This window comes from Microbacterium sp. ZW3a, assembly GCF_057167165.1.
The window spans coordinates 2,381,700-2,407,108 of sequence record NZ_CM169903.1 but is presented as its reverse complement, the minus strand read 5'-3'; the positions used below and the strand labels follow the sequence as shown (position 1 = coordinate 2,407,108).

The following is a 25,409-nucleotide window of genomic DNA, read 5'->3' as shown; positions in this document are numbered from 1 at the left end:
GGGCGTTCACGAGGCCGCCTCCAACTCCACGACGCGGTCGGCGATCGTGCGCGCCGACCGCCGGTGCGAGACCAGGAGCACGCCCGCGCCCGCGTCGGCTTCGCGCCGCAGGGTCTGCCACACGTGCGCCTCGGTCTCGGCATCCAGGGCGCTGGAGGGTTCGTCGAGGACGAGCACGCGCGCCCCCGCCACGCGGGAGCGGTACAGCGCGCGCGCCACCGCCACCCGCTGCGCCTGCCCACCCGACAGGCCCGCCCCACCGGCGCCGAGCGGGGTGCCGGGGTCGAGGTCGGCCGCGCCCGCGTCGGCCAGGGCCGCAGCGATCCGAGCCGGGTCGGCGGCGGAGCCGAGGGCGACGTTCTCAGACACCGTGCCCGACATCAGGCCCGGCCGCTGACCCGCCCACGCCACCGCGGCGCGCGCGTGCGCGACGGGACGCCCGTCCACGCGCACCTCGCCGTCGTGCGCGGCGTACCCGAGGAGCGCGGCGAGCAGGCTCGACTTGCCCGCTCCGCTCGGTCCCGTCACGAGCACGACTTCTCCGGGGCCGACCGACAGCGACACCCGCGGCAGGCGGTGTGCGCCGCGGTCGACGCGCACGTCGCGCAGCTCCACCGTCGTGCCGGCGCCGGGGTCGGCGGCATCCGGCTGTTCCGCGCTGCGGGCGGCATCCAGCGCGTCGAAGATCTCGGCGGTTGCGGCGACGCCCTCGGACGCCGCGTGGAACTGCACGCCCACCTGGCGTAGCGGCAGGTACGCCTCGGGCGCCAGGAGCAGCACAAACAGCCCCACGAGCAGGCTGAGGTCGCCCGCGAGCAGGCGGAACCCGATCGTCACGGCGATGATGGCGACCGAGATGGATGCCAGGAACTCCAGGGCGAATCCCGAGAGGAACGACACGCGCAGCACCGTCATCGTCTCGCGCTTGTAGTCGCGGGTGACCCGCTCGATCGAGTCCGCCGCACGGCGATCGCGTCCGAACGCTTTGAGGGTGCCGAGCCCCTCCACGGTGTCGGCGAAGCGCGCGGCCAGATGCCCCAGGGTGTCGTACTGCATCTTCTGCACCGCGCGGGTGGCCAGGCCGATGAGCACCATGAACACCGGGATCAGGGGGATGGTCAGCACCACGATCAGCCCCGACAGGGGGTCGGCGAGCGCCATCGCCCCGATGAGGATCGGCATGGCGATGAGCGTGGCGACCAGTTGCGGGAGGTAGCGGCCGAAGTAGGCATCGAGGGCCTCGAGTCCGTGCCCGGCCGTCACCGACAGGCTCGCCGCGTTCCGGCGCGCGAGCCACGCGGGGCCGAGGGCGGCGACGGCGGCGACGAGGCGCTCGCGCAGCTGCCGCGAGGCGGCGGCGGCTCCGTTCGCCGACACCCGCTCGGAGGCGACGATCAGAAGTGCCCGCAGGAAGACGAGGGATGCCGCCGCCCCGATGTATCCCCACAGCTCCGTCGGCGGCCGCCCCTCGATCGCCCCGACCAGTGCCGAGGTCAGCGTCCAGGCGAACCCGACGATCACGCCGGTCTGGGCCAGGACGATGGCGGCGCTGATCGCGAGGAACCCGCGGGCCGCGGACGCATAGCGCACGAGGCGGGGGTCGACGGGGCGCATCGGGGCGGCCGCGTCAGTCACGGAATAGATCCTCTCAGAGCCCGCGGGGGGCCGTCGTCAATGGGCGACGAGAGCGGCCTTCTCGATCCGAGCGCGGGTGACGCGCTTGCGGAACACCCAGTACGTCCACCCCTGGTAGGCCAGCACGACCGGCAGGAAGATCAGCGCCGCCCAACTCATGATCGTCAGGGTGTAGTCGGTGCTGGACGCGTTCTCGATCGTCAGGCCGGAGCCCGCCTCGAGGGTGGAGGGCATGACGTTCGGGAACAGGGCGAAGAACAGTGCTCCCACCGCCGTGACGATGGTCACCGCGCCGAGGGTGAAGGCGGTGCCCTCCCGATCGCGGAGGTTGGCGACCCACGAGCCGATCAACGTCAGCGCGGCGATGCCGGACAGCGCCACGACGCCCAGGAGCAGCGGGGCCTCGTTGTTCGCCGCCTGGATGATCGTCCACACCAGGAACACCGCGGCGGCGACGATCGTGGCCAGCCCCGACTTCTTGGCGAGAGCCCGAGCGTCGGTGCGCACCTGTCCGTCGGTCTTCAGGGCGACGAAGTACACGCCGTGCGTGAAGAACAGCAGCAGGGTCACCACTCCGCCGAGCAGGCCGTAGGGGTTCAGCAGTGTGAACAGGGTGCCGACGTATTCGTGATCGGCATCCAGCGGCACGCCCTGCACGATGTTGGCGAACGCGACGCCCCACAGGAGGGCCGGGACGGCGGATCCGATCACGATCATGCGGTCGAAACCGCGCTTCCACTTCAGCGAATCGCGCTGGTGGCGGTACTCGAACGACACCCCGCGGGCGATCAGGGCCAACAGGATCAGCAGGAGCGGCAGGTAGAACCCGCTGAACAGGGTGGCGTACCACTCGGGGAACGAGGCGAACAAGGCCGCTCCCGCGACGATCACCCAGGTCTCGTTGAGGTCCCACACCGGGCCGATGGTGTTGATGATCTGCCGGCGGGCGATGTCGTCCTTGCCGAGGAACGGCAGCGACATGCCCACCCCGAAGTCGAACCCGTCGAGGACGAAGTAGCCGATGAAGAGGAATCCGACGATCCAGAACCAGAGGTATGCGAGGTCCATGACTGTGCTCCTAGTAGACGGTCGTCGGGGTGTTCTCGACGGTGTCGGGCTCGCGCGGCGCGTCCGGGTCGGGAAGCGGGTCCGGACCCTTCTGCGCGTACGTCTTGATGAGTCCGAACTCGACCACGGCGAGGGTGGCGTAGATGGCGGTGAAGGCGAGGAGCGAGATCAGCACGCTCCACCCGGGGACGCTCGGGGAGACTCCGTCCTCGGTGAGCATCAGGCCGAAGACGATCCACGGCTGTCGGCCCATCTCGGTGAAGAGCCAGCCGACGAGGCTCGCCACCATCGGGAGGGGCGCTGCCCAGATCGCCACGCGCCACATCCACGGCGCGACGGGGCGGGTCGCCTTCGTGCGCGTGACCCACAGGCCCACGACGCTGATGAGGGCGGCGAGACCGCCGAGCGCGATCATCCAGCGGAACGACCAGTAGGTGACCCACAGGACGGGGGCGAAGTTGCCGTCGACCTGGTCGGCGAACTGCGGGAACATCTCCTGCGTGTACAGGGTGTTGAGGTCGTTGATGCCTTCGACGCAGCCGTCGAGAGAGTGCGTCGAGAGGAGGCTGAGCAGGAACGGCACGCGGATGGAGAACAGTTCGCTCGTGCCGTCGGGGGTCCCGAGGGTGAAGATCGAGAACGAGGCATCCGCCCCACACACGGTGTTGAACGTCGCCTCGGCCGCGGCCATCTTCATGGGCTGCGTCGCAACCATGACCAGGCTCAGCTGGTCACCGGCGAGAGCGACCAGGACGAAGGACACGATCGCCGACCACAGGCCGAAGCGCAGCGGGGCGCGCATCATCTCGACGTTCCGGCCGCGGGCGAGGTGCCAGGCCGAGACCGACACGACGATCATGGCGGCGAACATCCAGCCCGAGAAGATCGTGTGGGGGAAGGCGGCCAGGGCAACCGGGTTCGTGAGCATCGCCCAGAAGTCCACGAGCTCGGCCCGGCTGCCGTCGGCGGCCATCTGGTAGCCGACGGGGTTCTGCATGAACGCGTTGGCGGCGATGATGAAGTAGGCCGAGAACGTCGCGCCGAGCGTCGCCATCCAGATGCTCGCGAGGTGCGCGAGACGGGGGAGCTTGTCCCAGCCGAAGATCCACAGGCCGATGAAGGTGGCCTCGAGGAAGAAGGCGAGAAGCCCCTCGAACGCCAGCGGGGCACCGAAGACGTCACCGACGAAGCGGGAGTATGCCGACCAGTTCATGCCGAACTGGAACTCCTGCACGATTCCGGTCACGACGCCCATGGCGAAGTTGATCAGGAAGATCTTGCCGAAGAAGCGGGTCAGGTGCAGCCACTTCACGTCGCCGGTGCGGTACCAGACGGTCTGGAAGATCGCCACGACGAGCGACATTCCCAGGGTCAGGGGCACGAACAGGAAGTGGTAAAGGGTGGTCAGTCCGAACTGCCACCGAGCGAGGATGAGGGGGTCGAGCCACTCCACGGGATGCCTCCGATCGACGACCTTCACTGTGGTCTGACCACAGGCTACTCCCGGCCATCGGCGCGGGGTCGAGCGCTATTTCGGCATCGAACCATATACTCGGAGAGTCATTTTCTCGCGGGTCGGAGGGCCCTATGTCCGTGCGCCAAAGCCTGCTAGTGATCCTTGATCGCGGCGACTGCTACGGCTCTCAGCTGCGCGCCGAGTACCTGCGCCGGACGGGTGCCGCGGTGAACGTCGGCCAGGTGTACTCGACTCTCGAAAGGCTCGAGCGCGACGGGTTGGTCGAGAATCGCGGTGCCGATGACGAAGGGCGGGTGCTCTGGGGGGTCACTGCCGCCGGCCGCGGGGAAGCGCGGACCTGGCTCGGTGAGGCCTCGCTTGCCGAGCGGCGTGACGAGGTCGCGTTGCGCATCGCTCTGGCGTTGACCCTGCCCGACGTCGATGTCGCGGCAATCCTCGCCGCCCAGCGCGCGGTGGTCAGTGCGGCGCTGGCCGCGCCCGACGATGACGGCGAAGACGCGGATGCCGTCTCGCGAGCCGTGGTGAGGGTTGCCCGTCGTGTGCGACTCGAGTCCGATCTGCGCTTCCTGGATGAGGTTGAGCGGCTGGCGGTCGATGCTGCTCCGTTCGACCTGTCCGGAGAGCGCCCGCGCCGCGGTCGGCCGGTGCGCGTGGCCCGCTGAGCCACGGGTAACGTCCCCTCTCCGATTCGTCAACCCCGAAACGCGCGGGGGTGCAGGGGCGCACGCTGAGAGGACCCCGGACGAACGAGGAGCGCGCGCATGGTCATGGACATCCCCCTCAGTGACCCGGGTTCGACGGTCGAGAGTGCGCGTCGCACGTCGGCTCCGGCCGTGTCGGCGGTCACCGAGGTTCCGTGGACGCGCGTTGATCTCGACCTGTACGAGGTCGCTCGCGACGGAAAGACCTTCGGATACGTGGAGGTCGTCGGACCGGTCTTCGTGTCTCTCGAGGGCTCGTACTACGACCGGGCGGTGGAGGTTTCGCAGCACCTCACCTTCCATGCCGCCGTCGATGCGGTGCAGAGGTCGGCACGATAGCGATACCCCCGAGGGGTATGCGTATCACCCTTCCGGATCCTGTCAACCCCCTCGGTCCCTCCGGCACGGTGACCCAGTGTCGAATCACCAGGAGGTCGACATGCTTTTCCGACTCGCCGGTGGTGGTCGCCGATGACCGCCGATCCTTTCCCCACCGGACCGCACCGTCCCATCCGTATCGCGCATCTGCCCCCCGTGCGTTCTCAGCGACGAGAATCGAAGGATGACACGAACGCTGGCCGCTCTGCCCGGCGCGGCGCGCAGGCTGTGCCTGAGCCGCCGACGGGGAGAGATCTGCACGCGTGAGAACGGCCATCGCGGCCTGCACCACCGTCGGGGCGGTTCACTCCTGTGGAACGACCTTCAGGCGGATCCGCCCGAGTGTCCCGGCGCCGGAGCCGTCGCTGAGGCGGCTCCGACGCTCGACGGCGGCTTCCCCGACGGGCGCGCCCTGTGCCCCGTGTGCTGGGCGTTCGTCGGGCTCGAGGCCGACGGCACCCTGACCGCTCACGACACGTGGCGCGGTGACCCGACTCGCGCCGAGGCCGATCAGCGTCGCGACTGGTTCAACGCGTTCGGGTGGTGAGGCGGCTCATGCTCCGCGCAGCGCCACGACGGGTTCGACGCGCGCCGCACGGCGCGCGGGGAGCCCACCCGCGACGAGACCGACCAGCGCCCCGAGCAGGGCACCGCCGATCGCGATCAGCGGGTCGAGCACGGGCGTCCAGTTCTGGGACACGGCGACGCCGACGACCGTGAACACGCCGACCGCGGCACCGATCAATCCGCCCAGTCCCCCGATCACCACTGACTCCACCACGAACTGGGCAGCGATCTGACGCCGGGTCGCCCCCAGAGCGCGCCGGAGACCGATCTCGCTCGTGCGTTCGGCGACGGACAGCATCGTGACGTTCGCGATCCCGAGCCCGCCGACGAGGAGAACGACGACGCCGACGGCGGCGAAGATCGCCGTGAGGTCGTTCTGTACGCCCCCGCTCACGGTCGACGGAGCCGCGGGCGCCCCGACGGTGACGTCCTCCGGGCGGTCGGGAAAGAGCGCGAGCGCGATCTGCGGGCGAAGCTGCGGACCGGCGCCGGCCACGATGCGCGCCCGGACCGCGGCCGGAAACCGCAGGCCGAAATCGACGCGCGCCGTACCGTCGGGGATGACGATGGCGTCAGCGAGATCGCCGACGGCCTCCGTGCCGGTCATGATGCCGATCACGGCATAGGCCCGTCCGTCCAGGAAGATCGACGGCTGAGTGTCTAGTCTCCGGATGCCGAGCGCGTCCGCGGCTGCGGATCCGAGAACGGCCACCCGGTCACCCCGGCGATCGTGTCCGACATCGAAGAAACGACCGGTGACGATTCGGCCCCCCACCGTGTCGAGCAGGCCCGCTCCCGCCGCGTAGACCGTCGGCGGTACCGTGGCCGCCGCCGAAGGGTCCGTGACCGACACCGCCGACACCGTTGCCCCGCGAAGATCCACGGGACTCAGGGTCGAGGATGCCTGGACGCCCGCCAGTCGTCCGATTCGCGCCGCCGAGTCCGGCGGAAGTGCGGCGGTGGCGACGGACTTGCCGTCTTTGTCCTTCGCCGTCGCGGGAGTGGCGACGACCTGCGTCGAGGCGGCGGCGTCGAACTGTCGCTCGATCTGGGCGGATGCGGTCGCCGCCAGCCCCAGCGTGGCCACGAGGGCTGCGATCCCCAACATGGCCCCCGCGATCGTGACGATGAGCCGTCCGGGGCGAACACCGAGGTCGCTCGTGGCCTCGATCAGGAGATCGCCGACGCCGAACCGGTCTGCTCGGGCGCGGGCGTTCACGGCACCTCGCTCATGCGGCCGTCGCTGATGCGGATGACCCGATCCGCGCGGGCGGCGACGGCCGAATCGTGGGTGATGATCACGAGGGTCATTCCTTCGTCGTGCAGTTCTTCGAAGAGGGACATGATCTCGTCGGTCGTGCGACCGTCGAGGTTTCCCGTGGGTTCGTCGGCGAGCACCAGTCGCGGCCGGGTCACGAGAGCGCGAGCCACGGCGACGCGTTGACGCTCACCCCCCGAGAGCACGTCGGGGCGGAAACCGAGGCGGTGCCCCAGCCCCACCCGCTCCAGCGCTTCGCGTGCGCGGCTCTCCCGATCGCGGCGGGGGGCACCGCTGTAGATCAGCGGCAGCAGGACGTTCTCCTGAACGGTGCGCCGCGGAAGCAGGTGGAACGCTTGGAACACGAACCCCAGTTGCCGCGCCCGGAGCGCGGTGCGGTCGTCGTCGTCGAGCGTCGTCGTCGGCTCGCCCGCCAGGAGGTACTCTCCGCTCGTGGGTCGATCCAGCAGCCCCAGGATGTTGAGCATGGTGGATTTCCCCGACCCGCTGGGGCCCACGATCGCGAGGTAATCGCCGTCGAGGACCGTGAGGTCGACTCCGCGCAACGCCCGCACCTCCGGCGGTCCAGGAAATGACCGCGTCACTTCGCGCAGCTCCAGGAGGGGAACGGTCATCGCCCGACCACCACCAGGTCTCCCTCGGCCAGTTCGCCCTCAACCGGACGGACCTCCACCGCCCCCGAGGCGGCGAGCCCCGTCTCGACGACGACGAGTCGGGTGGGGGCCGACTCTCCCTCGCGCGGGTCGCCGGTGACGACCTCCACCCGCTCCTCGCCCCCCGGACCCGAGGTCAGGGCGGCGAGCGGGACGTGCAGCACGTCGCCGTCGGTCGCCGACACGGGGATGCGCACCCGCAGGTTCTGACCGCGAAGCTCGGTCAGTTGCGCATCGGTGACCGCACCAGGGGTCAGGGTGAGTTTCCACCGATCGGAGGCTTTCTCGCCCGCCGTGATCGTTGCAACGGTTGCGTCCAGGGTCGATCCGTCCGGCAGGTCGACGACGGCTTTCCCGTCCTTCTTCACCAGGCGGGCATCGGACTCGGGGACAGTTCCCGAGAGCGAGAGTGTGGCCCCCGACACGACCATGGCCGTGCCCTTCACCTCCGAGCCGCGCTGAGCGTCCACGGAGTCCACGCGACGGGGGAGCGCGGAGAGGTAGAGCACCTCGCCAGCGGGCAGCGATGGAAGAGCCCGCTCCCGCGCCCGGGCCAGGTCCTCGCGCGCCTGATCGAGCTGCTCCTGCGCGCCACGCAGATCCGCCTGCGCGGACGAGGTGTCCGGCGCGGCGTCGAGTTGAGCGCGCTTGCTCTGGGCGAGCGAGAGCGCGTCGCGCAAATCCGCGACCCGCGCCTCCGGCTCCCCGTCGGCCACCGCAGCATCCAGAGCGCGCTGGGCGCTGGCGACGGCGTTGTCGGCCTCCTGCTTCTCCACCGCAGTCGGTCCGGCCTTGGCCGTGTCGTACGTGGTGGAGGCGGATGACACCGCTCGTTCGGCGCTCGCAACCGCGCTCCGGGCGGTGCGAACGGCGGCCTCGGCATCCTCGGTGATCGCCGGGGCCGGGTAGCCGGCCTGCGCGTAGAGCGACGTGACCGCCGAGGCGGCCTGCTCGTCGAAGAGCGCGTTCGATGGATCGCCGGCGTCGAGACCGACGGCGCGCATCGCTGACTTGAACTGCGACACGTCCGGGCCGGAGACGCCGAACCTCAGCGTTCGATAGGCGGGCAGGTCTCCGGGCAGAACGATGACCGGGCGGCCCGCGACCTCGAGGGCGATCGAGAGACGATCGAGTTGTGTCCCGACCTCCGGCACGCGACCGGTCACGACGGCGGCTCCGGGAAGGCCCGCGGTGTCGATCTTCACGTCGGCCGGATCGGCGTAGCCGAAGTCGGCGCGTATCGTGACGTCATTGCTGAGGGGGCCGTATTCGACGGGAGCGGTCACGTATCCCGGCGTCGGGGGTGCGTTTCTCGCCGCGGCATCCGCGGGGGAGACGACGAAGCGCCCCACCGCGAGTCCGGCCACGAGCGACGCCACGGCAACCGCGGCCACGATCCACAGGGGACGATTGCGACGGACGAGCTCCCGCGTCGGAGCGACCATCGCCCCGACGCGGGAGCGGAAGCTCGTCACGATGCGGTCTGCTCGGCTGCGGCCTTGGCTGCCTCGAGCTCCGACTTGTGGTCGGCGACGAACTTTTCTTCGGCCGCCCACCGGACCTTCTCCACACGGTCCGTGTAGTCGGTCTTCGTGCGGCAATCCAGATCGGCCAGGGCGGTGTCGATCTCTTCCTTCTTCAGCTTCTCCCGCGCCGATTCGTCCGACTGGGTGGTGTCGTCTCCCAGCAGGTCGATCCACCGCTGGCTGATGCCCATCGAGGCCTCCAGCTGACTCGTCAGGTCGGGGTACCCGGCCGTCGCCATGCAGGCGGCCCATTCGCTATCGGCCTGCTTCACCTCGGGGGACGACGCCGTCTCCTGCTGCATCGCGGTGGCCGCTTCGCGGAGGCCGGCGAACTCGTCCGAGTTCGACGTCGACTGTCGCTGCGCTTCCCCCAGGCATCCGGCTCGCGTGGGATCGTATTCCTGGGTGGCCTCACCAGACGCCAACTCGCCGTACAGTGCGTCTTCCCAGGCGCGACGCTCGGTCTCGGAGAGTGATTCGACGTACGCCGCGTTCGGGTCTTGGACGGCCTCCGTCGGCGTCGTCATCTGCTCGAACATCCGGGACATTCCGTACCCGTTCTGCGCGACCCACGAGCGGTCGTCGGGCTTCCAGTCGTCGCCAGCGGTGAGGTTGATCGTGGTGCCCTCCGTGACGTTCGGCACGTAGTCGAAGCCCTTCTCCTTCATGCAGGTCGCGATGTACGCCTCCTGCTTCTTCTGCTCATCAGCGAGCCCGGCGTCGGTCGCGTTCGGGTCCCCCGCCGCGCCGTAGAGCGCGGTCAGGTACGGGGTGAGGGGGGATTCCTTGGGGGTGGCGGCGTCGGGCGCCGCGGACGACGACGTACACCCGGCGAAGATGAGGACGGCGCCGAGGACGGCGGGGATGGCGACAGTGGGTCGGTGAAAGGACATGGTTACCTCCGGTTAGGGAGCCAGAGGTAATCGCGCTCTTTATGAGCGAGTTATGTTTGGCGCGCTCGGCTCCGCAAACTCTGGGGCGGTGGCTCGGTAAATCACCCTCTCCATCACCTCGACGGTCGCCGCGTACCATGGCGTCATGATCCCGGTTCGCGTGCTCGGTGTGGCCCTGGATTCCGCCCAGCAGCACGTCATGCTCCTCGCCCCCTTGCCGGGCGCGGGTGCCGAGGCCGGAGTAGTTCTGCCGGTGTGGATCGGCCCCCAGGAGGCGATGTCCATCCTCGTAGCGATCGAGGGCGCGGCCCGGCCCCGTCCGCTCTCCCACGACCTCATGGTCGTCATGCTGCGCGGGCTTTCGGCATCCGTCGATCGAGTCGACGTGACGCGGCTGGTCGAGGGCACGTTTTATGCGGAGATCCAGCTGCAGACCCCGCGAGGCCCGTTCGTCATCGACGCGCGACCCTCGGATGCCATCGCCCTCGCCGCCCGGACCGGCGCACCGATCGCGGTGGCCGAGACGGTGATGACCATCGCCGGGGTGCCGGAGGGCGCGGTGGAGTTCGACACCCGCGGCGACGACGAGCGGGTCGAGGAGTTCCGCACGTTCCTCGACAGCGTCGACCCCGACGACTTCCAGGGCTGACCCGACCGAACCGGCGCCCCACGCTCCTAGACTCGCGTGTGGGCCGCCCACCGCGGCGGCGATCCACGACGAACGGGGTACGGATGCAACTCGCCATGGTCGGACTCGGACGAATGGGCGCCAACATCGTCCGCAGACTCATGAAGGACGGCCACGACTGCGTGGTCTACGACGTGAACCAGGATGCCGTGGCGGCTCTGGTGGCGGAGGGTGCGGTGGGAGCGTCGAGCATCGCCGATCTCGCCACGAAGCTCGAGAAGCCGCGGACCGTGTGGCTCATGATCCCGGCCGGGTTGACCGGCAGCGTCGTCGACCAGGTCGCCGAAGTGCTCGAGGCCGGCGACATCATCATCGACGGTGGCAACTCGAACTACCGCGACGACGTGCGCCGTGCCGCGAAGCTGCAGGACACCGGCATCCACTATGTCGACGTCGGAACCAGCGGCGGCGTCTTCGGGCTGGAGCGCGGGTACTGCCTCATGGTGGGTGGACACGACGAGGCCGTCGCGCACCTCGAGCCCGTGCTGCGCACGATCGCCCCCGGACCGGGCGAGGTCGAGCGCACTCCCGGTCGCACCGGCGATTTCGGTCCCGAGGAACGCGGCTACCTGCACTGCGGGCCCTCCGGCGCGGGGCACTTCGTGAAGATGGTGCACAACGGCATCGAGTACGGCATCATGGCCGCGCTCGCCGAGGGTCTCAACATCTTGCACAACGCCGACGCCGGCCTGCGTCAGGGCGAGCACTCGGCGGAGGTCGCTCCGTTGGAGGAGCCGGAGTTCTACCAGTTCAGCATCGATACCCCGAAGGTCGCCGAGCTCTGGCGCCGCGGCTCGGTCATCTCGTCGTGGCTGCTCGATCTGACCGCCGCGGCGCTCGCGCAGAACCCGACGCTCGACGGTCTCGCGGGCCGTGTGTCGGACTCGGGCGAGGGACGGTGGACCGTGAAGGCCGCCGTCGACACCGGAGTTCCGGCCCCCGTGCTCGCCGCGTCGCTGTTCGAACGGTTCGCCTCGCGCGGCGAAGACCATTTCGCCAATCAAGTGCTGTCGGCGATGCGCCTGCAGTTCGGCGGTCACCAGGAGCTTCCCGCCGGTGACGTTCTGGAAGCGGGCGGAGAGAAGGCCGACAGCAACGGCTCCTGACGCGTGATGCGGTCGGCGGGCGCCGGTCGGGGAGACTAGAGGGATGAGCAATCCCGCCTCCTCCGGCCCCTCCGACCGTTACGTCGTCGCCACCGACGGTGCCTGCAAGGGCAATCCCGGTCCGGCGGGCTGGGCCTGGGTCGGTGAGGACGGACACTGGGCAGCCGGCTCCGTCCCCGAGGGGACGAACAACATCGGCGAACTCCTCGGTCTGCTCCACGCCATCACCGACCACGCCGACGTGCGGGAGCTGGTCGTGCAGGCCGATTCGAAGTACGCGATCGACACGTACGCGTCGTGGATGGACGGGCACCGCCGCCGCGGGTGGGTCACGTCGGCGAAGAAACCCGTTGCCAACCGCGGCATCCTGGAAGCCCTCATCGCGGCGCGTGATGCTCGCCGCGCGGCGGGTTTGCCCGATGTGGTGCTCGAGCACGTGCGCGGACACAGCGGCCATGTGCTGAACTCGTGGGCCGATGAGCGCGCGGTGCGCGCGTCACAGCACGCCGCGAAGGGCGAGGAACTGATCTGGACGTCGCTGCGCGGGCTCGACCCGCTCGACGTCGCGTCAGCACCGCCGCGGTCGGCCGGCGACCGCAACGGGCGGTGACGCGCGGCGGGTGGTGACCCGCGGCGGGCGGTGACGCGCGGCGGGTGGTGACGCGCGGCGGGGGCGGTGACCCGCGGTAGGCGGTGACCCGCGGTAGGCGGTGACCCGCGACGCGGGCCACTCATCAGAACGGCGGAGGGTCGGGCTCGGGGAGGAACGCCACGTACCGCTCGGGTCGGTCGATGACGAGGCGGCCGAGTGGGCTCGTCCATTCGATGCTGCCGTCGGGGAGTTGCCGGGCCACCCACGGTGTCTCGGTCTTGAGCGTGTGATGTCGCTTGCACAGGCACGCGAGGTTGCACAGGCTCGTCGGTCCGCCGCGCGCATGATCGCGGTTGTGGTCGAGGTCGCAGCGTCGCGCCGGCTGGCGGCATCCGGGAAACCGGCAATGCACGTCGCGCGCCCGAACGGTGCGCTGGAGTGCGGGGGAGGGGCGGTAGCGGTCGACGGTGAGGAGCGTGCCCGTGACCGGGTGCGTGACGAGTCGCTCCCACACCGGAGTCCCGGCCACGAGTCGGCGCGCGGTGTCGGCGTCGATCGGGCTGAGCCCGTCGATCGACGCGCCCCGGTCGCTCGCGCCCGCGGCGGTGAGGGCAGGCACCGTGACCGACACGTGCGCGCGGATCGCCCCGAGGCCACCGGGGAGGACGTCGACGGTCGGGTCGATCGCGGGCTGACCGGTGAGCACCAGGTCGCACAGGAGGTCGGCCCGAACCTGGTCGATGCTGCGGCGGTCGCGCACGGCATCCGGATCGTCGTGGGTCTCGTGGGTCTCGTGGGTCTCGTGGGGCACGGGGGTCGCGACGGCTCTGATCGCGCGCGCCTGTTGGGTGAGCCGGTCGTACATCGCGCGGATCTTGGCGGCCCCGTCGAGCACGCCGAGCCGGGCCATGCCGTCGACGTCGTCGTCGATCCACACCCGTCGCTGCTGTTCGGCGCGCTCGAAGCGCTCGGTGATCGACACGGGGTGCAGCTCTTCGACGACGGCGCGAGCGAAGGCCCGTGTGCCGGAGACGGTGTCGCTCGCGGCCCGCTCGACCACGCGGCGTTCGTACTCCGCCCGCACGTCGGGATCGCTCACCTCGACGCCCACGTCGCGGATCACCGCCGCGTGACGCGCGCTGAGGCGCGCCTCGGACAGCGCCTGCAGCGTGGTGGGAAAGTCGTCGACCAGCTGGATGGCTTCGCCGAGGCGGCGCTGCACGGTGCGGTCGTTCCATCGCAGGGCGACGCCGATCTCGGCCGCGATCGAGCGGAGCGCCATCTCGCGCTCCTGGACCGCCCGGGGTCGGTGCGCCGAGCGGTGCAGAGCGACGCGCATCGCCGCGGCGAACTGAAAGACTCTGGCGGCCTCGAGTTCGGCCAGGGCCCGCTCGCTCTCGATCAGCGCGTCAACGACCTCGGTGAGGACGGCGTCCTCCCGATCGTCGAAGAGCGGTCGATCCGGCATGCACACATGCTGCCACGGACCTCCGACATCGCGCGGGGACTATCCACAGGGGGAGGAGGAGTCAGATGACGCTCTGCCGGACCGCCGTGCCCTGATGGGCGGGATCTCTTCGGTTCGTACACGCGAGAGCAGATGGGGAAGGAGCGCCGCCTCATCCCGCGGATGCGCGCCGATGCCGACGCGGCATCGCTTTACCGGACCGATGCGCGGCGCAGGAGCGCGTACTGGCCGAAGACGGCGAGCATGATTACGATCCCGGCGCCCACGGCGACCCACCACGGCTGGAATGTCGAAGCCACCGGCACGAGCAGGATCGCGGCGATCCCCAGACCGATCACCAGCACCGCGGCCAAGACCATCGGCCCGAGAGCGCCGAATCGCACCCAGGCGGCGGCGAACGCCCCTCCGACCGAGAGAACGAACAGCGTGCCCAGGAAGGCCGTGATCGCGAGCTGGAACGGATCTCCGGAGCCGAGGATCGTGACGTCGAGCATGTAGATGTCGAAGAACCAGTGGCCGGTCGCGAGCTCGATGGCGAGGAGGGCGAGGAGCATCGCGGTGATGTAGAGCGAGAGAGCGACGTGGGTCAGCACGGTGCCGGCGACGAAGACACGGCGGGTGCTCCCGAGCGACAGTGCGAGCGGGAACGTCAGCGACACCGTCTGCACCCCGAGCCATCCGAAGAAGCCGGGCAGCGCCCAGAACACGGCGGCGTTGTTTCGGCTGTTCTGCACCCACTCGGGGCTGCCGGGCACCGAGCCGATCCGCCAGAAGATGACCGCGATGATCACCGTGACCACGAACACGACGAGCATGATGCCCGGCGGGGTACGCAGCAGCATGGCGCGCTGCGAAAAGTGCAGGCGCAAGACGTCGAGCGGAGCGGCGCCCCGCGAGGGGGTAGCGGTGAGGGCGGTCATGCCAGGGTTCCTTCCCGGGTGTCGTTCTGCACGCCGTAGGCGGCGACGAGGTCCTGGAGGGTCGCGGGCGTCAGCTGGGCGCCCGCCGCGGCGGCCCCCGCGCTCCATCCGTCGTCGGCCGGCGTTTCGATGACGACCGAGGTGAGCCCGCCGATCGTGCGACGCTGCAGCACGTGGCGACCCTCGGCGAGGGCATCGACCGTGGGCGTCAGACCGCTCAGCGTGACGGCGCTGCCCCGCAGGTCGTCCGCGGTGGCGGTGCGGACCAGTCGGCCCTCGTCAACGATCACGACGTGCTCGAGCAGAGGCTCCATCTCGTCGATGAGGTGGGTCGAGACCAGGATCGTGCGGGGATGATCGAGGTAGTCCTGCATGAGCGTGTCATAGAAGAAGCGTCGGGCCGTGGCATCCAACCCCAGATAGGGCTCGTCGAAGATGGTGAGGGGTGCGCGAGAGGCGAGGCCCAGCACGATGCCCAGCGACGAGGCCTGCCCGCGCGAGAGCTTCTTGATCGCCGTCTTCCGGGGGAGACGGAAGCCCTCGATCAGGCGCTCGGCCACCTCGGCGTCCCAGCCGGCGTGGAACAGAGGAGCGACTTCGATCGCCTGGCGCAGCGTGAAATCCTCGGGGTAGCGCTGGTTGTCGCGCACGAAACTGATCGACGACATCGTCGGGGCGTCCTCAAAGGGATCGGTGCCGAACACCCGGACGGATCCGGAGCTCGGGCGGTCGTGACCGGCGATGATCGACATGAGGGTCGTCTTGCCGGCCCCGTTGCGACCGAGCAGGCCGGTGATGGCGTTCTCAGGGATGTCGACGGTGAGGTCGTCGAGGGCTCGGGTGCGGCGGAAGCGCCGGGAGACCCCCGTGAGGCGGACAGCGGGCTGGGTCATGACGAGGACCCTTCCTGGTCGATGATGCGGCGGATGTCGGAGAGGTCGAAGCCCAGCGATCGGGCCTCGGCAAGCAGCGGGGCGACGAAATCGGTGCGGAAGCCGGCGGTGCGCTCGTCACGCAGGCGCTGACGCGCGCCATCGCTGACGAACATGCCGAGTCCCCGACGCTTGTGCAGGATGCCGCGGTCGACGAGGAGTCCGAGCCCCTTGCCGACCGTGGCCGGGTTGATGCGATGGAAGGCGGCGAGCTCGTTGGTCGAGGGCACCTGCGTCCCTTCGGGGTAGGTGCCCGCGAGGACGCCGTCCGAGATCGCCTCGGCGATCTGCAGGAAGATCGGCTTGCCGTCGTCGAGCATGGTGCTCCTTGGGTTCGTTACTTGAGTAATGAACCTAGGAAGTCCGGGCCCTCTTGTCAAGACGAAGACGACCGACGCCCCGCCCCCTCAGCGCAGGATCGCCCCGGTCTCCCCGGACACCACCAGGTCCGCGCGCTCCCGGGTCGCCTCGATGAGCGCGGCGTTCACGCCGTCGACCTCGCGCGCCCACCGGGTTGCGGCCTCGACGGTGCGGCCGTGCCGGGTGTGCCGTTCGATCAAGCGGCTCTCGCGTTCCGCCTCGGTCGTGGCGCAGAACCAGACCTGGTCGAGAGCGTCGCGCACATGCGCCCAGGGGCCGTCGTCAACCAGCAGGTAGTTCCCCTCGACGACGACGATCCGCGTCTCGGGCCCGATCGCGATTTCGGCCGCGACGCCCTCGTCGACACTCCGGCGAAAGCTCGGGGCGAAGACGGTGTGATCGGTCTCGGCGCGCACACGGTGCAGCAGCGCCACGAACCCCCAGCCGTCGAAGGTGTCGAGTGCACCTTTCCGCGCGCGGCGACCCAGCCGGTCCAGCGTGGCGTTGGCGAGGTGGAAACCGTCCATGGGCAGGGCCGCGGCCGTGTCCGGTCCGCGGGAGTTCAGCTCGGAGACGAGTGCGGCCGCAAGCGTCGTCTTTCCGCTTCCCGGGCTCCCGGCGATCCCCAGGAGATAACGGGGAGACCCGGACGCCGCCCGCTCCACGCGCGTGGCGAGTGTCGCGACGGCGTCGTGCGAGGGAGCGGGAGTGGATGCCATGGCGGGGAGGGCGATCGACGGTGTCGACCGGAGTGGGTCAGACGGCGACGCCAGCCGCCTGCAGCTCGCCTACCACCCTCGCGATGAGGTCGGCGCGAGGAACGGGTTTGACCAGCACGACGTCGAATCCGTGACGTTCGGCGAATCCTTCCTCCGTCTCCGCTTCGACGCGGGCGGTCATGAGGATCAGTCGCATGCTCTTCAGGGTGTCGTCGCCGCGTACGATGCGCGCCAGCTCCAGCCCGTCGAGTCCCGGCATCATCCAGTCGAGGATTGCCACGGCGGGCTGGCTCTCGCGCATCATCTGCAGCGCGGTGGCCCCGTCGTAGCACTCGAACGCGTCGATGCCTGCTGCTTCCAGGCGCATGCGGGTCAGTCGGGCGAGATCGACTTCGTCGTCGACCACGAGGACAGACATCACGCGCTCTCCGTTCGCTCGTAGCATCGGACTCGATCGACACACGGTCCAATGACCTGACCGACTCGCGGGCCGGGGGGTGCCGAGTCGCGCTCGATCGGGTCTGTGACAGATACTATCCGGGCATGCCACACACCACGATCGCGAGCAGGATCCGCGAGCTCGACGGCTGGCGCCACGTCGCAGCTCTCGGGGTCGTCCTGCTCGCGAGCTTCGTCGTCGGGGTGGCCAGCGTCCTCCCCTTGAGTGGCTCGGCCAACCTCAGCTGGTGGTGGCCCGCCGTGGGGTTCGGGTCGGCGGCGGCTCTCATGTCGAGCCCCTCACTCCGCCCGTTCGTCAGCATCTCGTACGGACTGCTCATCTCCGTCGTGTCGGTGATCGGCGAGCGCGGGGTGGGGGTCGCCGTCATCGGAGGACTCGCGGCCGCGATCGAGGTGTACGTCGTGGCCACCGTCGCGACGGCTCACTCCGAAGCGCCGGGCATCCGCGATGTGCGTGCCGCCGGCCGTCTCATGCTCGGCGCGGTGGTCGGAGCGATCATCGGCGGAATCGGGGTCGCCGCGGGCGTGGCCGCGTCGGGCGGATCCTTCACCGCAACGGTCGGTGGCATCGCCGCGTCCCACGCGTCGGCCATCCTGATCATCACCCCCCTCGTGTTGATTGCACGGGAGAAAAGGGTTACCCCGTGGCGGGTCTCCCTCGCCCTGACACTCCTGACTCTCACCAGCACCCTCCTGGCGTTCTTCCCCGACTGGGAGGAGCCGTTGGGGTTCCTGCCGGTGCCCATCCTGATGTACGCGGCCTTCACGCAGTCGATGCGAGTGACGTACGTGCAACTGGTACTCACGGTCGTGGTGGTGAGCGTGCTGACCGCCGCGGGGGGCGGTTCGTTCGCCAACACCTCTGGCGTGATCAGGGTCGTGAGCCTGTTGCAGCTGTACGCCATCACCCTCGCGGTCACCGTGCTCTTCGTGGCGGCGGCACAGGCTCACCAGCGCCGCATGATCGACCAGCGAGAAGGCACGCGGAGGCTCCTCAATGAGGGTTTCGCGCGAGCGCGGAGCGGCTTCGCGATCCTGTCGGAGGAGGCCGACGGAGCGCTCGCCGTGCTGGAGATCAACCCGATGGCGACCGCGGTGCTCGCCTCCGAGCTGACGCCGACGGCGAAATCCCGCACCTTCGTCCGCCCGGACGGCACGCTGCGGTCATTCGCGAGAACGCTCCCGCCCGGCCGCTCCGACACGACGGCGTGGCCGGTCGAGGAAGGCGATGATGCCCTTTTTCGTATCACCGTCGAGGCGCTCGGCAGGTCTGACTACGGCAGGTTCTACCTGCTGTACATCGAAGACCTCAGTCCCCTCCGGGAGGCCGAGGCGGTCATGGCCGAGCGGCTGGAGAAGGAGCGCGAGGTCGTCACGACGCTCAAAGCGATGAGCCAGCAGAAGGATGACTTCGTGGCCAGCGTGTCGCACGAACTGCGAACGCCGCTCACCTCGATCAGCGGCTATGCCGAGGAACTGGCGGAGCTGGTCGACACCCCCCTCGAGCGTGACTACGTCGCCGTGATCATCCGCAACTCCGAGCGGCTGCTTGAGCTGGTTGGCAACGTGCTCGCGGCCGCTCGACGGCAACGGCGCGACGCCGAGGTCGAGGCGGAGCCAATCGTCCTCTGCGAGGTCATCGAGCAGTGTCTGTTGGACGTCCGGTACAGCATCGTCAGCCGGGCGATCATCACGGAGGTGGAGTGCAGCTCGACGTTGCGCGTCATGGCGTACGCCAGCGACCTGACTCGGGTGATCACGAATCTGCTCACCAACGCGGTCAAGTTCTCGCCCCGGGGTGGAAAGGTCGTCATCACCGCGACGCAGGCGGACGGGGTGGTGATCGTCACGGTGCAAGATGACGGGCCCGGCATCGACCCCGCGGAACGTGAGCGGCTGTTCGAGCCCTTTTACCGTGCTCCGAAGACGATCCACGACGGGGTGGCCGGAACGGGGCTCGGGCTCACGATCACCCGGGATCTGCTGGCAGGCATGAAGGCGACCATCTACCTGGACAACGCCCCCACCGGGGGCGCGGTTGCCGAACTCAGGTTCCCCGCGGTGCCGGTGCCCGGACTGCACGCCGCGGACGCCCGCTAGTCCGCAGCGCGCAGGGTCGGCGAGCCGTCGCTGTCTTTCGTCCGCGGGGGCGCCGCCGACGAAGCGGCACGCCCGCGACGTTATCGCTTCAGGGGCGGCGGAGCACTCGGTCGAGGCGCCCCGCGACGGGGCGCTGCTGCTCGCCCTGCTGAGCGCCGAGGACGATGAGTGCCCCCGTGAGGGCGGGGAGGATCCACTGCAGGATGCGCTGTTGCTTCTGCGCGGAGGTGAGGGGAGCAGAGGCATCGCTGTCGGGCTCGGTGACTCCTTCGGCTCCCTCGTCGGCGTGCTTCGCGATCTTCGCGCCGAGGATACCCGCGTACAGGCTCGCTCCCCCCGCGACGCCGGTGATCGCGAGCTTGACGATCGTGTTCGTCCGCGCTTCGGGCTGCGTGGCGAGACGGGTCTTGTTTCCGAGGATGAGACCGGCACCGCCGATGCCGTGGAGAACGATGGCGCCCCACTGCACCGGTGCCCAGCGAGCCCAGCCGACGGAGGACAGCCGCAGGCGTTCGGTCGGATCGTCCGCCTTCGCGGTGCCGCCGTTGAGGCCGACCGCGCCCATCAGGGTTCCGCCGAACCAGGCGGCGAGTCCGAGGTCGTGCAGAGAGCGAACGAGGGTGTTGCGAGCTGACATGTCGATCCTGTCGTCGAGGGGAGCCCTCAACCTGTGGCCTCTCGACGACGACGCCAGGGGGGTTGCCATCGGGGAGCCCGCGGCCTATATCGAGAGGCAGAGCAACTCCGGACGGTCGTCCCACGAGGGCGCGATCTGAAACCCGCGACGACGGTAGAGCGCGATGGCAGGTTCGCGCCACCGCCAGACGGAGAGCCGGACGGGACGCGGGGCGTGTTCGAGCGCCGCATCGAGAAGAGCCGTGCCGACGCCGCGCCCGCGCGCGGACGGGTCGGTCCACAGGCGCGAAATCTCGGTGCCGGTGCGCGACACGTTGACCACCACGACTCCGCTGGCGCCGCCGTCGATCTCGGCGATGAGCACGCGGCGTCCCGCGAACGCCGTCGCCGGGTCGGCGATCTCCCGCGCGTAGCGGTCGGCGAGCGGCGCGTCCTCCGCGACGAGGCCCCGCTCGGCCTTCTCCGCCTCGGTGCGCCGGAGGTAGGCGCCGACGAAGGCGGAGACGATGGCGTGATCGTCGGGGAAGACGGCGGTGCGAACGGAGGTCATCGGTCCACGGTATTCGGCCGTGGAACGACGAACGGAACCGGATGCCAGGGTGTCGGCATCCGGTTCCGTTCGGGGACTCGCGGCTTAGACGGTCGCGAGTGTCGACTGCCACCCGAGCGCCGGCGCCACATACTTCGCGAAGTTCTCCACCAGGCGCAGGTTGAACTCCACGCCCATCTGCGACGGGATCGTCAGCATCAGAGTGTCGGCGCTCATCACCGCGGCGTCGTTCTGCAGCTGCTCGACGAGCGCGTCGGGCTCGGCGGCATACGTCTTGCCGAAGGTCGAGCGCATGCCGTCGATGACACCGATCTGGTCGGATCCCGCGGAGCCGCCGAAGTACATGCGGTCCTCGTCGCTGACGATGGGGAAGATACTGCGGCTCACCGACGTGCGCGGCGTGCCCGCGTGACCGGCCTCGGCCCACGCGGCGCGGAAGGCGTCGAGCTGGCGCGCCTGCAGGATGTCGAAGGGGGTGCCGTCGGCCTCGGTGAGGAGCGTCGACGACATCAGGTTGATGCCCTTACGTCCTGCCCACTCGGCCGTGGCCGTGGTGCCAGCGCCCCACCAGATGCGCGTACGCAGCCCCGGGGAGTGCGGTTCGATGCGCTGCAGCCCGGTGCCGCCACCGAAGGGGCTCATCGGGTCGCGCTCGGCGAGGCCCTCGCCGTCGATCGCACGCAAGAACAGGTCGAAGTGCTCACGCGCGATGTCGGCGCCGCGCTCGTCCTCGGACCCCGTGTAGCCGAAGGCCTCGTAGCCGCGCACGACCGTCTCGGGTGACCCGCGGCTCACGCCGAGTGCGAGTCGGTTGGCGCTGATCAGGTCGACGGATGCCGCCTCCTCGGCGAGCATGAGCGGGTTCTCGTACCGCATGTCGATGACGCCGGTGCCGACCTCGATGCGCGAGGTGCGCGCGGCGATCGCGGCGAGCAACGGCATGGGGGCCGCCTGCTGACGGGCGAAGTGATGGACGCGGAAGGAGACACCGTTGACCCCGAGGTCATCCATGCCCTGGGCGAGGTCGATCGCCTGCAGCATGGAGTCGCCCGCGGTGAGGTGGTGTCCGCCGCCGAGGGGGCCGTAGTGCCCGAAAGAGAGTGTGCCGAAGGAGCGCATACGGGGTGCAACGCTCCTGCCGCAGATGTATTCCCAAGAATGGACGCGCTCCGCCCTCGGGGGGTCGGGGTGTGGAACCATTCAGACATGGACGACGACGTGCGCGAGGAGTTGGTGCGCCTGCGTGCCCGCGCCTACGGCCCCGATGCCGACATCGCGAACGACGCCCCCGCCCTCGCTCGCTTGGCCGAGCTCGAGGATCGCGAACGACGCGCGCGGGAGGAGGCTGTTCCCGCCGCTCCGGCATCCGACGACGCCCCGTCGGGCGTTTCCTTCGATACGCAGACGCCGGAGATCCCGCATGGCGCGGCGCCCATCGGCACCACGGGGGGCGAGGCGTCCGGAACAGACGCGGTCGAGGACGGTCCTGCGCGGCGACGCCCCCGCCGGTCGCCGGTGCGATCGCGGCGGACGCTGTGGCTGTGGGCGGCGTCGATCGCGGCGGTCGCTGCCGTGACCAGTGCGGCAACCGCCGCCGGAACGACCTTCGTGCCCGTCGCGCGCACGGCCGGCGTCGCCCAGGTCGACACGCTCGTCGAGGACACGGCGTTCGACGTCCCGTCGTTCTTCGGGCCGATCGGCGAGGGGGCACGCGGCTTTCGCGACTACCTCGGGCTCACCGCCATCGTCGGCTTCCAGGAAGTCGCGAGCGGCGAGCGCGCGCCGTGCCTGTACGTCGTCGATGCCGAGGATCTGCGCGAGGCCAGCGGGTCGTTCCAGGGTGGCTACATCTTCGGCGGCTGCGGGGCGGGGGCGTTCGCGCCGACGGCGGAGTTCGTCGTATCGGACCAGCTCCCCGAGCAGCTGCGCGAGCGGTTCCCCATCGGAACGAGCCTGCAGTTCGTGTTCGACGGCGAGCGCGTCGGAGTGTTCACCGACGCCGAGTGATCGTGACCGGCCGGTTCACCGAGCGGGGGATGAGAGGGTGGGTCGGTGACCTCCCTCCTCGACCACGTGCCCGCCGGCAGCGACCCGGATGCCGCCTACCTCGGGTTCGTCGAGTGGGCGAGCGGTCGCGGACTCACCCTCTACCCCGCGCAGGACGAGGCGATCATCGAGATCGTGTCCGGGGCGAACGTGATCCTGTCGACCCCGACCGGCACGGGCAAGTCGCTCGTCGCGGTCGCCGCGCACGCGGCATCCCTCGCTCGTGGCGGCCGGAGCTATTACACGGCCCCGATCAAGGCGCTCGTCAGCGAGAAGTTCTTCGCTCTCGTCGAGATCTTCGGCGCCGAGAACGTGGGTATGGTCACGGGCGACTCCTCGGTCAATTCCGATGCGCCGATCATCTGCTGCACCGCCGAGATCCTCGCGAATCTCGCTCTGCGCCAGGGGCAGGATGCCGTGGTCGACCAGGTCGTCATGGACGAGTTCCACTACTACGGCGAGCCCGACCGCGGCTGGGCCTGGCAGGTGCCGCTGCTGCTGCTGACGCGCGCGCAGTTCATCCTCATGTCGGCGACTCTCGGCGACGTCACCGGCATCGCCGATGACCTCTCCCGGCGCACCGGCCGTCCCACGGCGCGCGTGACCGGCGTTGAGCGCCCCGTCCCGCTCCACTTCGAGTACGCCCGGACCCCCGTGCACGAGACGGTGCAGGACCTGCTCGACACCCGCCAGGCGCCCGTCTACGTCGTGCACTTCTCCCAGGCGGCGGCGATGGAGCGCGCGCAAGCGCTGTCGTCGATCCGCATCATCGGGCGCGAACAGCGCGACGAGATCGCCGAGGCCATCGGCGGCTTCCGATTCACGACCGGCTTCGGCAAGACGCTTTCGCGCTACGTACGCGCGGGGATCGGCGTGCATCACGCGGGCATGTTGCCGCGCTATCGACGCCTGGTCGAGACCCTCGCTCAGCGCGGACTCCTGCGGGTCATCTGTGGCACCGACACCCTGGGCGTCGGCATCAACGTGCCCATCCGCACGGTGCTCATGACGGCGCTGACCAAGTACGACGGTCAGCGCATGCGCCAGCTCAGCGCGCGCGAGTTCCACCAGATCGCCGGGCGCGCAGGCCGGGCCGGCTTCGACACCGCCGGCACGGTCGTCGTGATGGCGCCCGATTATGAGATCGAGAACGCCGCGCAGATCCTCAAGGCCGGAGACGACCTCAAGAAGCAGAAGAAGATCGTGCGGAAGAAGGCGCCGCAGGGCTTCGTCAACTGGACCGAGCAAAGCTACGACCGCCTCGTCGCCGCGGAGCCCGAGCCGCTTCAGCCGCAGATGAAGCTCACGGCCGCGATGCTCATCAACGTCATCGCCCGCGGGGGCGACGTGTTCGGCAACGTCCGCTCGCTGGTCTTCGACAACCACGAGCCGCAGGCGCGGAAGTACGAGCTCGCGCGCCGCGCGATCGCGATCTTCCGCACTCTGGTGCAGGCCGGCGTGGTGGAGGTTCTCCCGCCGCGTGAGTCGCCAGGAATTGTCGCTTCCGACGGCTCCGAAGCGACGAAACTTGGCGACTCGCGCATTGCGCTCACCGTTGAGCTGCAGCCGAACTTCGCGCTCAACCAGCCGCTGTCGCCGTTCGCGCTCGCGGCGATCGAGATGCTCGACCCCGAGGTCGAACTCGGGAGGGGGCCGGATGCCACACCCCCGGCGTCGGCGGTCGGCACCGGGCACTACGCGCTCGACGTCGTCAGCGTCATCGAGGCGACCCTCGACGACCCGCGGCCCGTGCTCTCGCAGCAGCAGTTCCGCGCGCGCGGGGAGGCCGTGGCGGCGATGAAGCGCGAGGGCATCGAGTACGACGAGCGCATGGAGCTGCTCGAAGAGGTCACGTGGCCGAAGCCCCTCGATGCCCTGCTCGCGCAGGCGTACGAGGTGTTCGCGTCGAGCCAGCCGTGGATCCGCGACTTCGAGCTGTCGCCCAAGTCGGTCGTGCGCGACATGTTCGAGCGGGCGCTGTCGTTCGGGGAGTTCGTGTCGCTGTACCAGCTGGCCCGGAGTGAGGGCCTGGTGCTGCGCTACCTCAGCGACGCCTATCGCGCGATCCGCCAGACGGTGCCCGTCGACGCGCAGACTCCCGATCTGCTCGACCTCATCGAATGGCTCGGCGAACTCGTGCGTCAGGTCGACTCGAGCCTCGTCGACGAGTGGGAGCAGCTGATCAATCCGGCCGACGACCCGACGGCCCCGGTGGTGCCCCCGGCGCCGCCGTCTATTCTCACCAACCGGCGCGCGTTCGTCGTGCTCGTTCGCAACGAGATGTTCCGGCGCGTGCAACTCGCCGCTCTGCAGCGCGACGACGAACTCGTCGAGCTCGACCCCGACGTGGACTGGCCCGCGGCGCTAGACGCTTACTTCGACGAGCACGACACGATCGGCACCGGGGGAGCGGCGCGATCGTCGGCGTACGTCGACATCGACGAGTCGGCCGCGGCCGACGGCGTATGGCGCGTCGAGCAGACGATCGACGACCCCGCCGGCGACCACGATTGGCGCATCCGGGCCGAGGTCGACCTCCCCGCCTCGGAGGAGGAGGGGACGGCCGTGGTGCGCGTCACCGAGGTTCTCCGGATCTGACGGTTCCTCCCCGGTGGGCGTGGGGGTGAAGTTGTCCACGGTTGGCGTCTGTCGACTC

General features: G+C 69.7%; 25 protein-coding genes. 9 read left to right on the top strand and 16 right to left on the bottom strand.

What is annotated here, in order from left to right; translation table 11 throughout:
• Window positions 1-6: 6 nt before the first annotated feature.
• From cydD to ACU6WY_RS11340, 3 genes are read right to left on the bottom strand one after another with little or no spacing between them, the layout of a single operon-like run.
• Complete coding sequence (cydD, locus tag ACU6WY_RS11350; RefSeq protein WP_483821913.1) at window positions 7-1,614, bottom strand: thiol reductant ABC exporter subunit CydD; 1,608 nt, start codon at window positions 1,612-1,614, stop codon at window positions 7-9.
• Between the two features lie 57 nt (window positions 1,615-1,671).
• On the bottom strand, window positions 1,672-2,703 hold the full coding sequence (gene cydB / locus ACU6WY_RS11345; RefSeq protein ID WP_483819755.1) for a cytochrome d ubiquinol oxidase subunit II: 1,032 nt from the start codon (window positions 2,701-2,703) through the stop codon (window positions 1,672-1,674).
• Between the two features lie 10 nt (window positions 2,704-2,713).
• Window positions 2,714-4,156: a cytochrome ubiquinol oxidase subunit I gene (locus tag ACU6WY_RS11340; RefSeq protein WP_483821912.1), complete on the bottom strand. Its 1,443-nt coding sequence runs from the start codon at window positions 4,154-4,156 to the stop codon at window positions 2,714-2,716.
• A gap of 134 nt (window positions 4,157-4,290) precedes the next feature.
• Here ACU6WY_RS11340 and ACU6WY_RS11335 point away from each other — a divergent pair, with 134 nt between their 5' ends.
• The 3 genes from ACU6WY_RS11335 to ACU6WY_RS11325 all read left to right on the top strand — a co-directional run bounded on the left by ACU6WY_RS11335 (window position 4,291) and on the right by ACU6WY_RS11325 (window position 5,806).
• A complete protein-coding gene (locus ACU6WY_RS11335) occupies window positions 4,291-4,842 on the top strand; it encodes a PadR family transcriptional regulator (protein ID WP_483819754.1) in 552 nt (183 codons plus the stop codon).
• A 99-nt stretch (window positions 4,843-4,941) separates the two neighbouring features.
• Window positions 4,942-5,220 carry a hypothetical protein gene (locus tag ACU6WY_RS11330; protein WP_483819753.1) on the top strand — a complete coding sequence of 93 codons (279 nt, stop codon included), beginning with the start codon at window positions 4,942-4,944 and terminating at the stop codon, window positions 5,218-5,220.
• Window positions 5,221-5,443: 223 nt separating this feature from the next.
• The gene (locus ACU6WY_RS11325; protein WP_483819752.1) at window positions 5,444-5,806 is read left to right on the top strand and encodes a hypothetical protein; all 363 of its coding nucleotides are present in this window, start codon (window positions 5,444-5,446) and stop codon (window positions 5,804-5,806) included.
• Window positions 5,807-5,812: 6 nt separating this feature from the next.
• Here the strand turns inward: ACU6WY_RS11325 and ACU6WY_RS11320 are convergent, their stop codons facing one another.
• Genes ACU6WY_RS11320 through ACU6WY_RS11305 form a run of 4 tightly spaced genes read right to left on the bottom strand, consistent with a single transcriptional unit; the run spans window position 5,813 to window position 10,177 of the window.
• Window positions 5,813-7,045, bottom strand: coding sequence for an ABC transporter permease (locus ACU6WY_RS11320; protein WP_483819751.1), 1,233 nt, complete (start codon window positions 7,043-7,045; stop codon window positions 5,813-5,815).
• The gene (locus ACU6WY_RS11315) at window positions 7,042-7,719 is read right to left on the bottom strand and encodes an ABC transporter ATP-binding protein (RefSeq protein ID WP_483819750.1); all 678 of its coding nucleotides are present in this window, start codon (window positions 7,717-7,719) and stop codon (window positions 7,042-7,044) included. Before ACU6WY_RS11315 ends, ACU6WY_RS11320 begins: the two co-directional genes overlap by 4 nt.
• Window positions 7,716-9,233 (bottom strand): efflux RND transporter periplasmic adaptor subunit, encoded by a 1,518-nt coding sequence (locus ACU6WY_RS11310; RefSeq protein ID WP_483819749.1) that lies wholly within the window; start codon window positions 9,231-9,233, stop codon window positions 7,716-7,718. Before ACU6WY_RS11310 ends, ACU6WY_RS11315 begins: the two co-directional genes overlap by 4 nt.
• On the bottom strand, window positions 9,230-10,177 hold the full coding sequence (locus ACU6WY_RS11305; RefSeq protein WP_483819748.1) for a hypothetical protein: 948 nt from the start codon (window positions 10,175-10,177) through the stop codon (window positions 9,230-9,232). The genes ACU6WY_RS11310 and ACU6WY_RS11305 overlap by 4 nt, the downstream gene beginning before the upstream one ends.
• 145 nt (window positions 10,178-10,322) lie before the next feature.
• Between ACU6WY_RS11305 and ACU6WY_RS11300 the strand changes: the two genes are divergently transcribed.
• From ACU6WY_RS11300 to ACU6WY_RS11290, 3 genes are all read left to right on the top strand, one after another.
• Window positions 10,323-10,826 carry a bifunctional nuclease family protein gene (locus tag ACU6WY_RS11300; protein ID WP_483819747.1) on the top strand — a complete coding sequence of 168 codons (504 nt, stop codon included), beginning with the start codon at window positions 10,323-10,325 and terminating at the stop codon, window positions 10,824-10,826.
• Window positions 10,827-10,909: 83 nt separating this feature from the next.
• Window positions 10,910-11,971 (top strand): phosphogluconate dehydrogenase (NAD(+)-dependent, decarboxylating), encoded by a 1,062-nt coding sequence (gnd, locus tag ACU6WY_RS11295; protein WP_483819746.1) that lies wholly within the window; start codon window positions 10,910-10,912, stop codon window positions 11,969-11,971.
• A 43-nt stretch (window positions 11,972-12,014) separates the two neighbouring features.
• Window positions 12,015-12,581, top strand: a complete 567-nt coding sequence (locus ACU6WY_RS11290) for a ribonuclease H family protein (protein ID WP_483819745.1) — start codon at window positions 12,015-12,017, stop codon at window positions 12,579-12,581.
• Window positions 12,582-12,705: 124 nt separating this feature from the next.
• Here the strand turns inward: ACU6WY_RS11290 and ACU6WY_RS11285 are convergent, their stop codons facing one another.
• From ACU6WY_RS11285 to ACU6WY_RS11260, 6 genes are all read right to left on the bottom strand, one after another.
• Window positions 12,706-14,031 (bottom strand): HNH endonuclease signature motif containing protein, encoded by a 1,326-nt coding sequence (locus tag ACU6WY_RS11285; RefSeq protein WP_483819744.1) that lies wholly within the window; start codon window positions 14,029-14,031, stop codon window positions 12,706-12,708.
• Window positions 14,032-14,222: 191 nt separating this feature from the next.
• Window positions 14,223-14,951, bottom strand: coding sequence for a hypothetical protein (locus ACU6WY_RS11280; RefSeq protein WP_483819743.1), 729 nt, complete (start codon window positions 14,949-14,951; stop codon window positions 14,223-14,225).
• A complete protein-coding gene (locus ACU6WY_RS11275) occupies window positions 14,948-15,844 on the bottom strand; it encodes an ABC transporter ATP-binding protein (protein WP_483819742.1) in 897 nt (298 codons plus the stop codon). The genes ACU6WY_RS11280 and ACU6WY_RS11275 overlap by 4 nt, the downstream gene beginning before the upstream one ends.
• On the bottom strand, window positions 15,841-16,203 hold the full coding sequence (locus ACU6WY_RS11270; protein ID WP_483819741.1) for a GntR family transcriptional regulator: 363 nt from the start codon (window positions 16,201-16,203) through the stop codon (window positions 15,841-15,843). The genes ACU6WY_RS11275 and ACU6WY_RS11270 overlap by 4 nt, the downstream gene beginning before the upstream one ends.
• A gap of 87 nt (window positions 16,204-16,290) precedes the next feature.
• Window positions 16,291-16,962: a nucleoside/nucleotide kinase family protein gene (locus ACU6WY_RS11265; RefSeq protein WP_483819740.1), complete on the bottom strand. Its 672-nt coding sequence runs from the start codon at window positions 16,960-16,962 to the stop codon at window positions 16,291-16,293.
• Between the two features lie 37 nt (window positions 16,963-16,999).
• Window positions 17,000-17,380 carry a response regulator transcription factor gene (locus ACU6WY_RS11260; RefSeq protein ID WP_483819739.1) on the bottom strand — a complete coding sequence of 127 codons (381 nt, stop codon included), beginning with the start codon at window positions 17,378-17,380 and terminating at the stop codon, window positions 17,000-17,002.
• 125 nt (window positions 17,381-17,505) lie between these two features.
• Between ACU6WY_RS11260 and ACU6WY_RS11255 the strand changes: the two genes are divergently transcribed.
• Window positions 17,506-19,521 (top strand): sensor histidine kinase, encoded by a 2,016-nt coding sequence (locus ACU6WY_RS11255; protein WP_483819738.1) that lies wholly within the window; start codon window positions 17,506-17,508, stop codon window positions 19,519-19,521.
• A gap of 88 nt (window positions 19,522-19,609) precedes the next feature.
• On the opposite strand, the gene ACU6WY_RS11250 is transcribed toward ACU6WY_RS11255, so the two are convergent.
• The 3 genes from ACU6WY_RS11250 to ACU6WY_RS11240 all read right to left on the bottom strand — a co-directional run bounded on the left by ACU6WY_RS11250 (window position 19,610) and on the right by ACU6WY_RS11240 (window position 21,826).
• Window positions 19,610-20,158: a hypothetical protein gene (locus ACU6WY_RS11250; protein WP_483819737.1), complete on the bottom strand. Its 549-nt coding sequence runs from the start codon at window positions 20,156-20,158 to the stop codon at window positions 19,610-19,612.
• 84 nt (window positions 20,159-20,242) lie between these two features.
• Window positions 20,243-20,707: a GNAT family N-acetyltransferase gene (locus tag ACU6WY_RS11245; RefSeq protein ID WP_483819736.1), complete on the bottom strand. Its 465-nt coding sequence runs from the start codon at window positions 20,705-20,707 to the stop codon at window positions 20,243-20,245.
• Window positions 20,708-20,791: 84 nt separating this feature from the next.
• A complete protein-coding gene (locus ACU6WY_RS11240) occupies window positions 20,792-21,826 on the bottom strand; it encodes an LLM class flavin-dependent oxidoreductase (protein ID WP_483819735.1) in 1,035 nt (344 codons plus the stop codon).
• 87 nt (window positions 21,827-21,913) lie between these two features.
• Here ACU6WY_RS11240 and ACU6WY_RS11235 point away from each other — a divergent pair, with 87 nt between their 5' ends.
• Complete coding sequence (locus ACU6WY_RS11235) at window positions 21,914-22,714, top strand: hypothetical protein (RefSeq protein WP_483819734.1); 801 nt, start codon at window positions 21,914-21,916, stop codon at window positions 22,712-22,714.
• 45 nt (window positions 22,715-22,759) lie between these two features.
• The gene (locus ACU6WY_RS11230) at window positions 22,760-25,351 is read left to right on the top strand and encodes a DEAD/DEAH box helicase (protein ID WP_483819733.1); all 2,592 of its coding nucleotides are present in this window, start codon (window positions 22,760-22,762) and stop codon (window positions 25,349-25,351) included.
• Window positions 25,352-25,409: the final 58 nt, after the last annotated feature.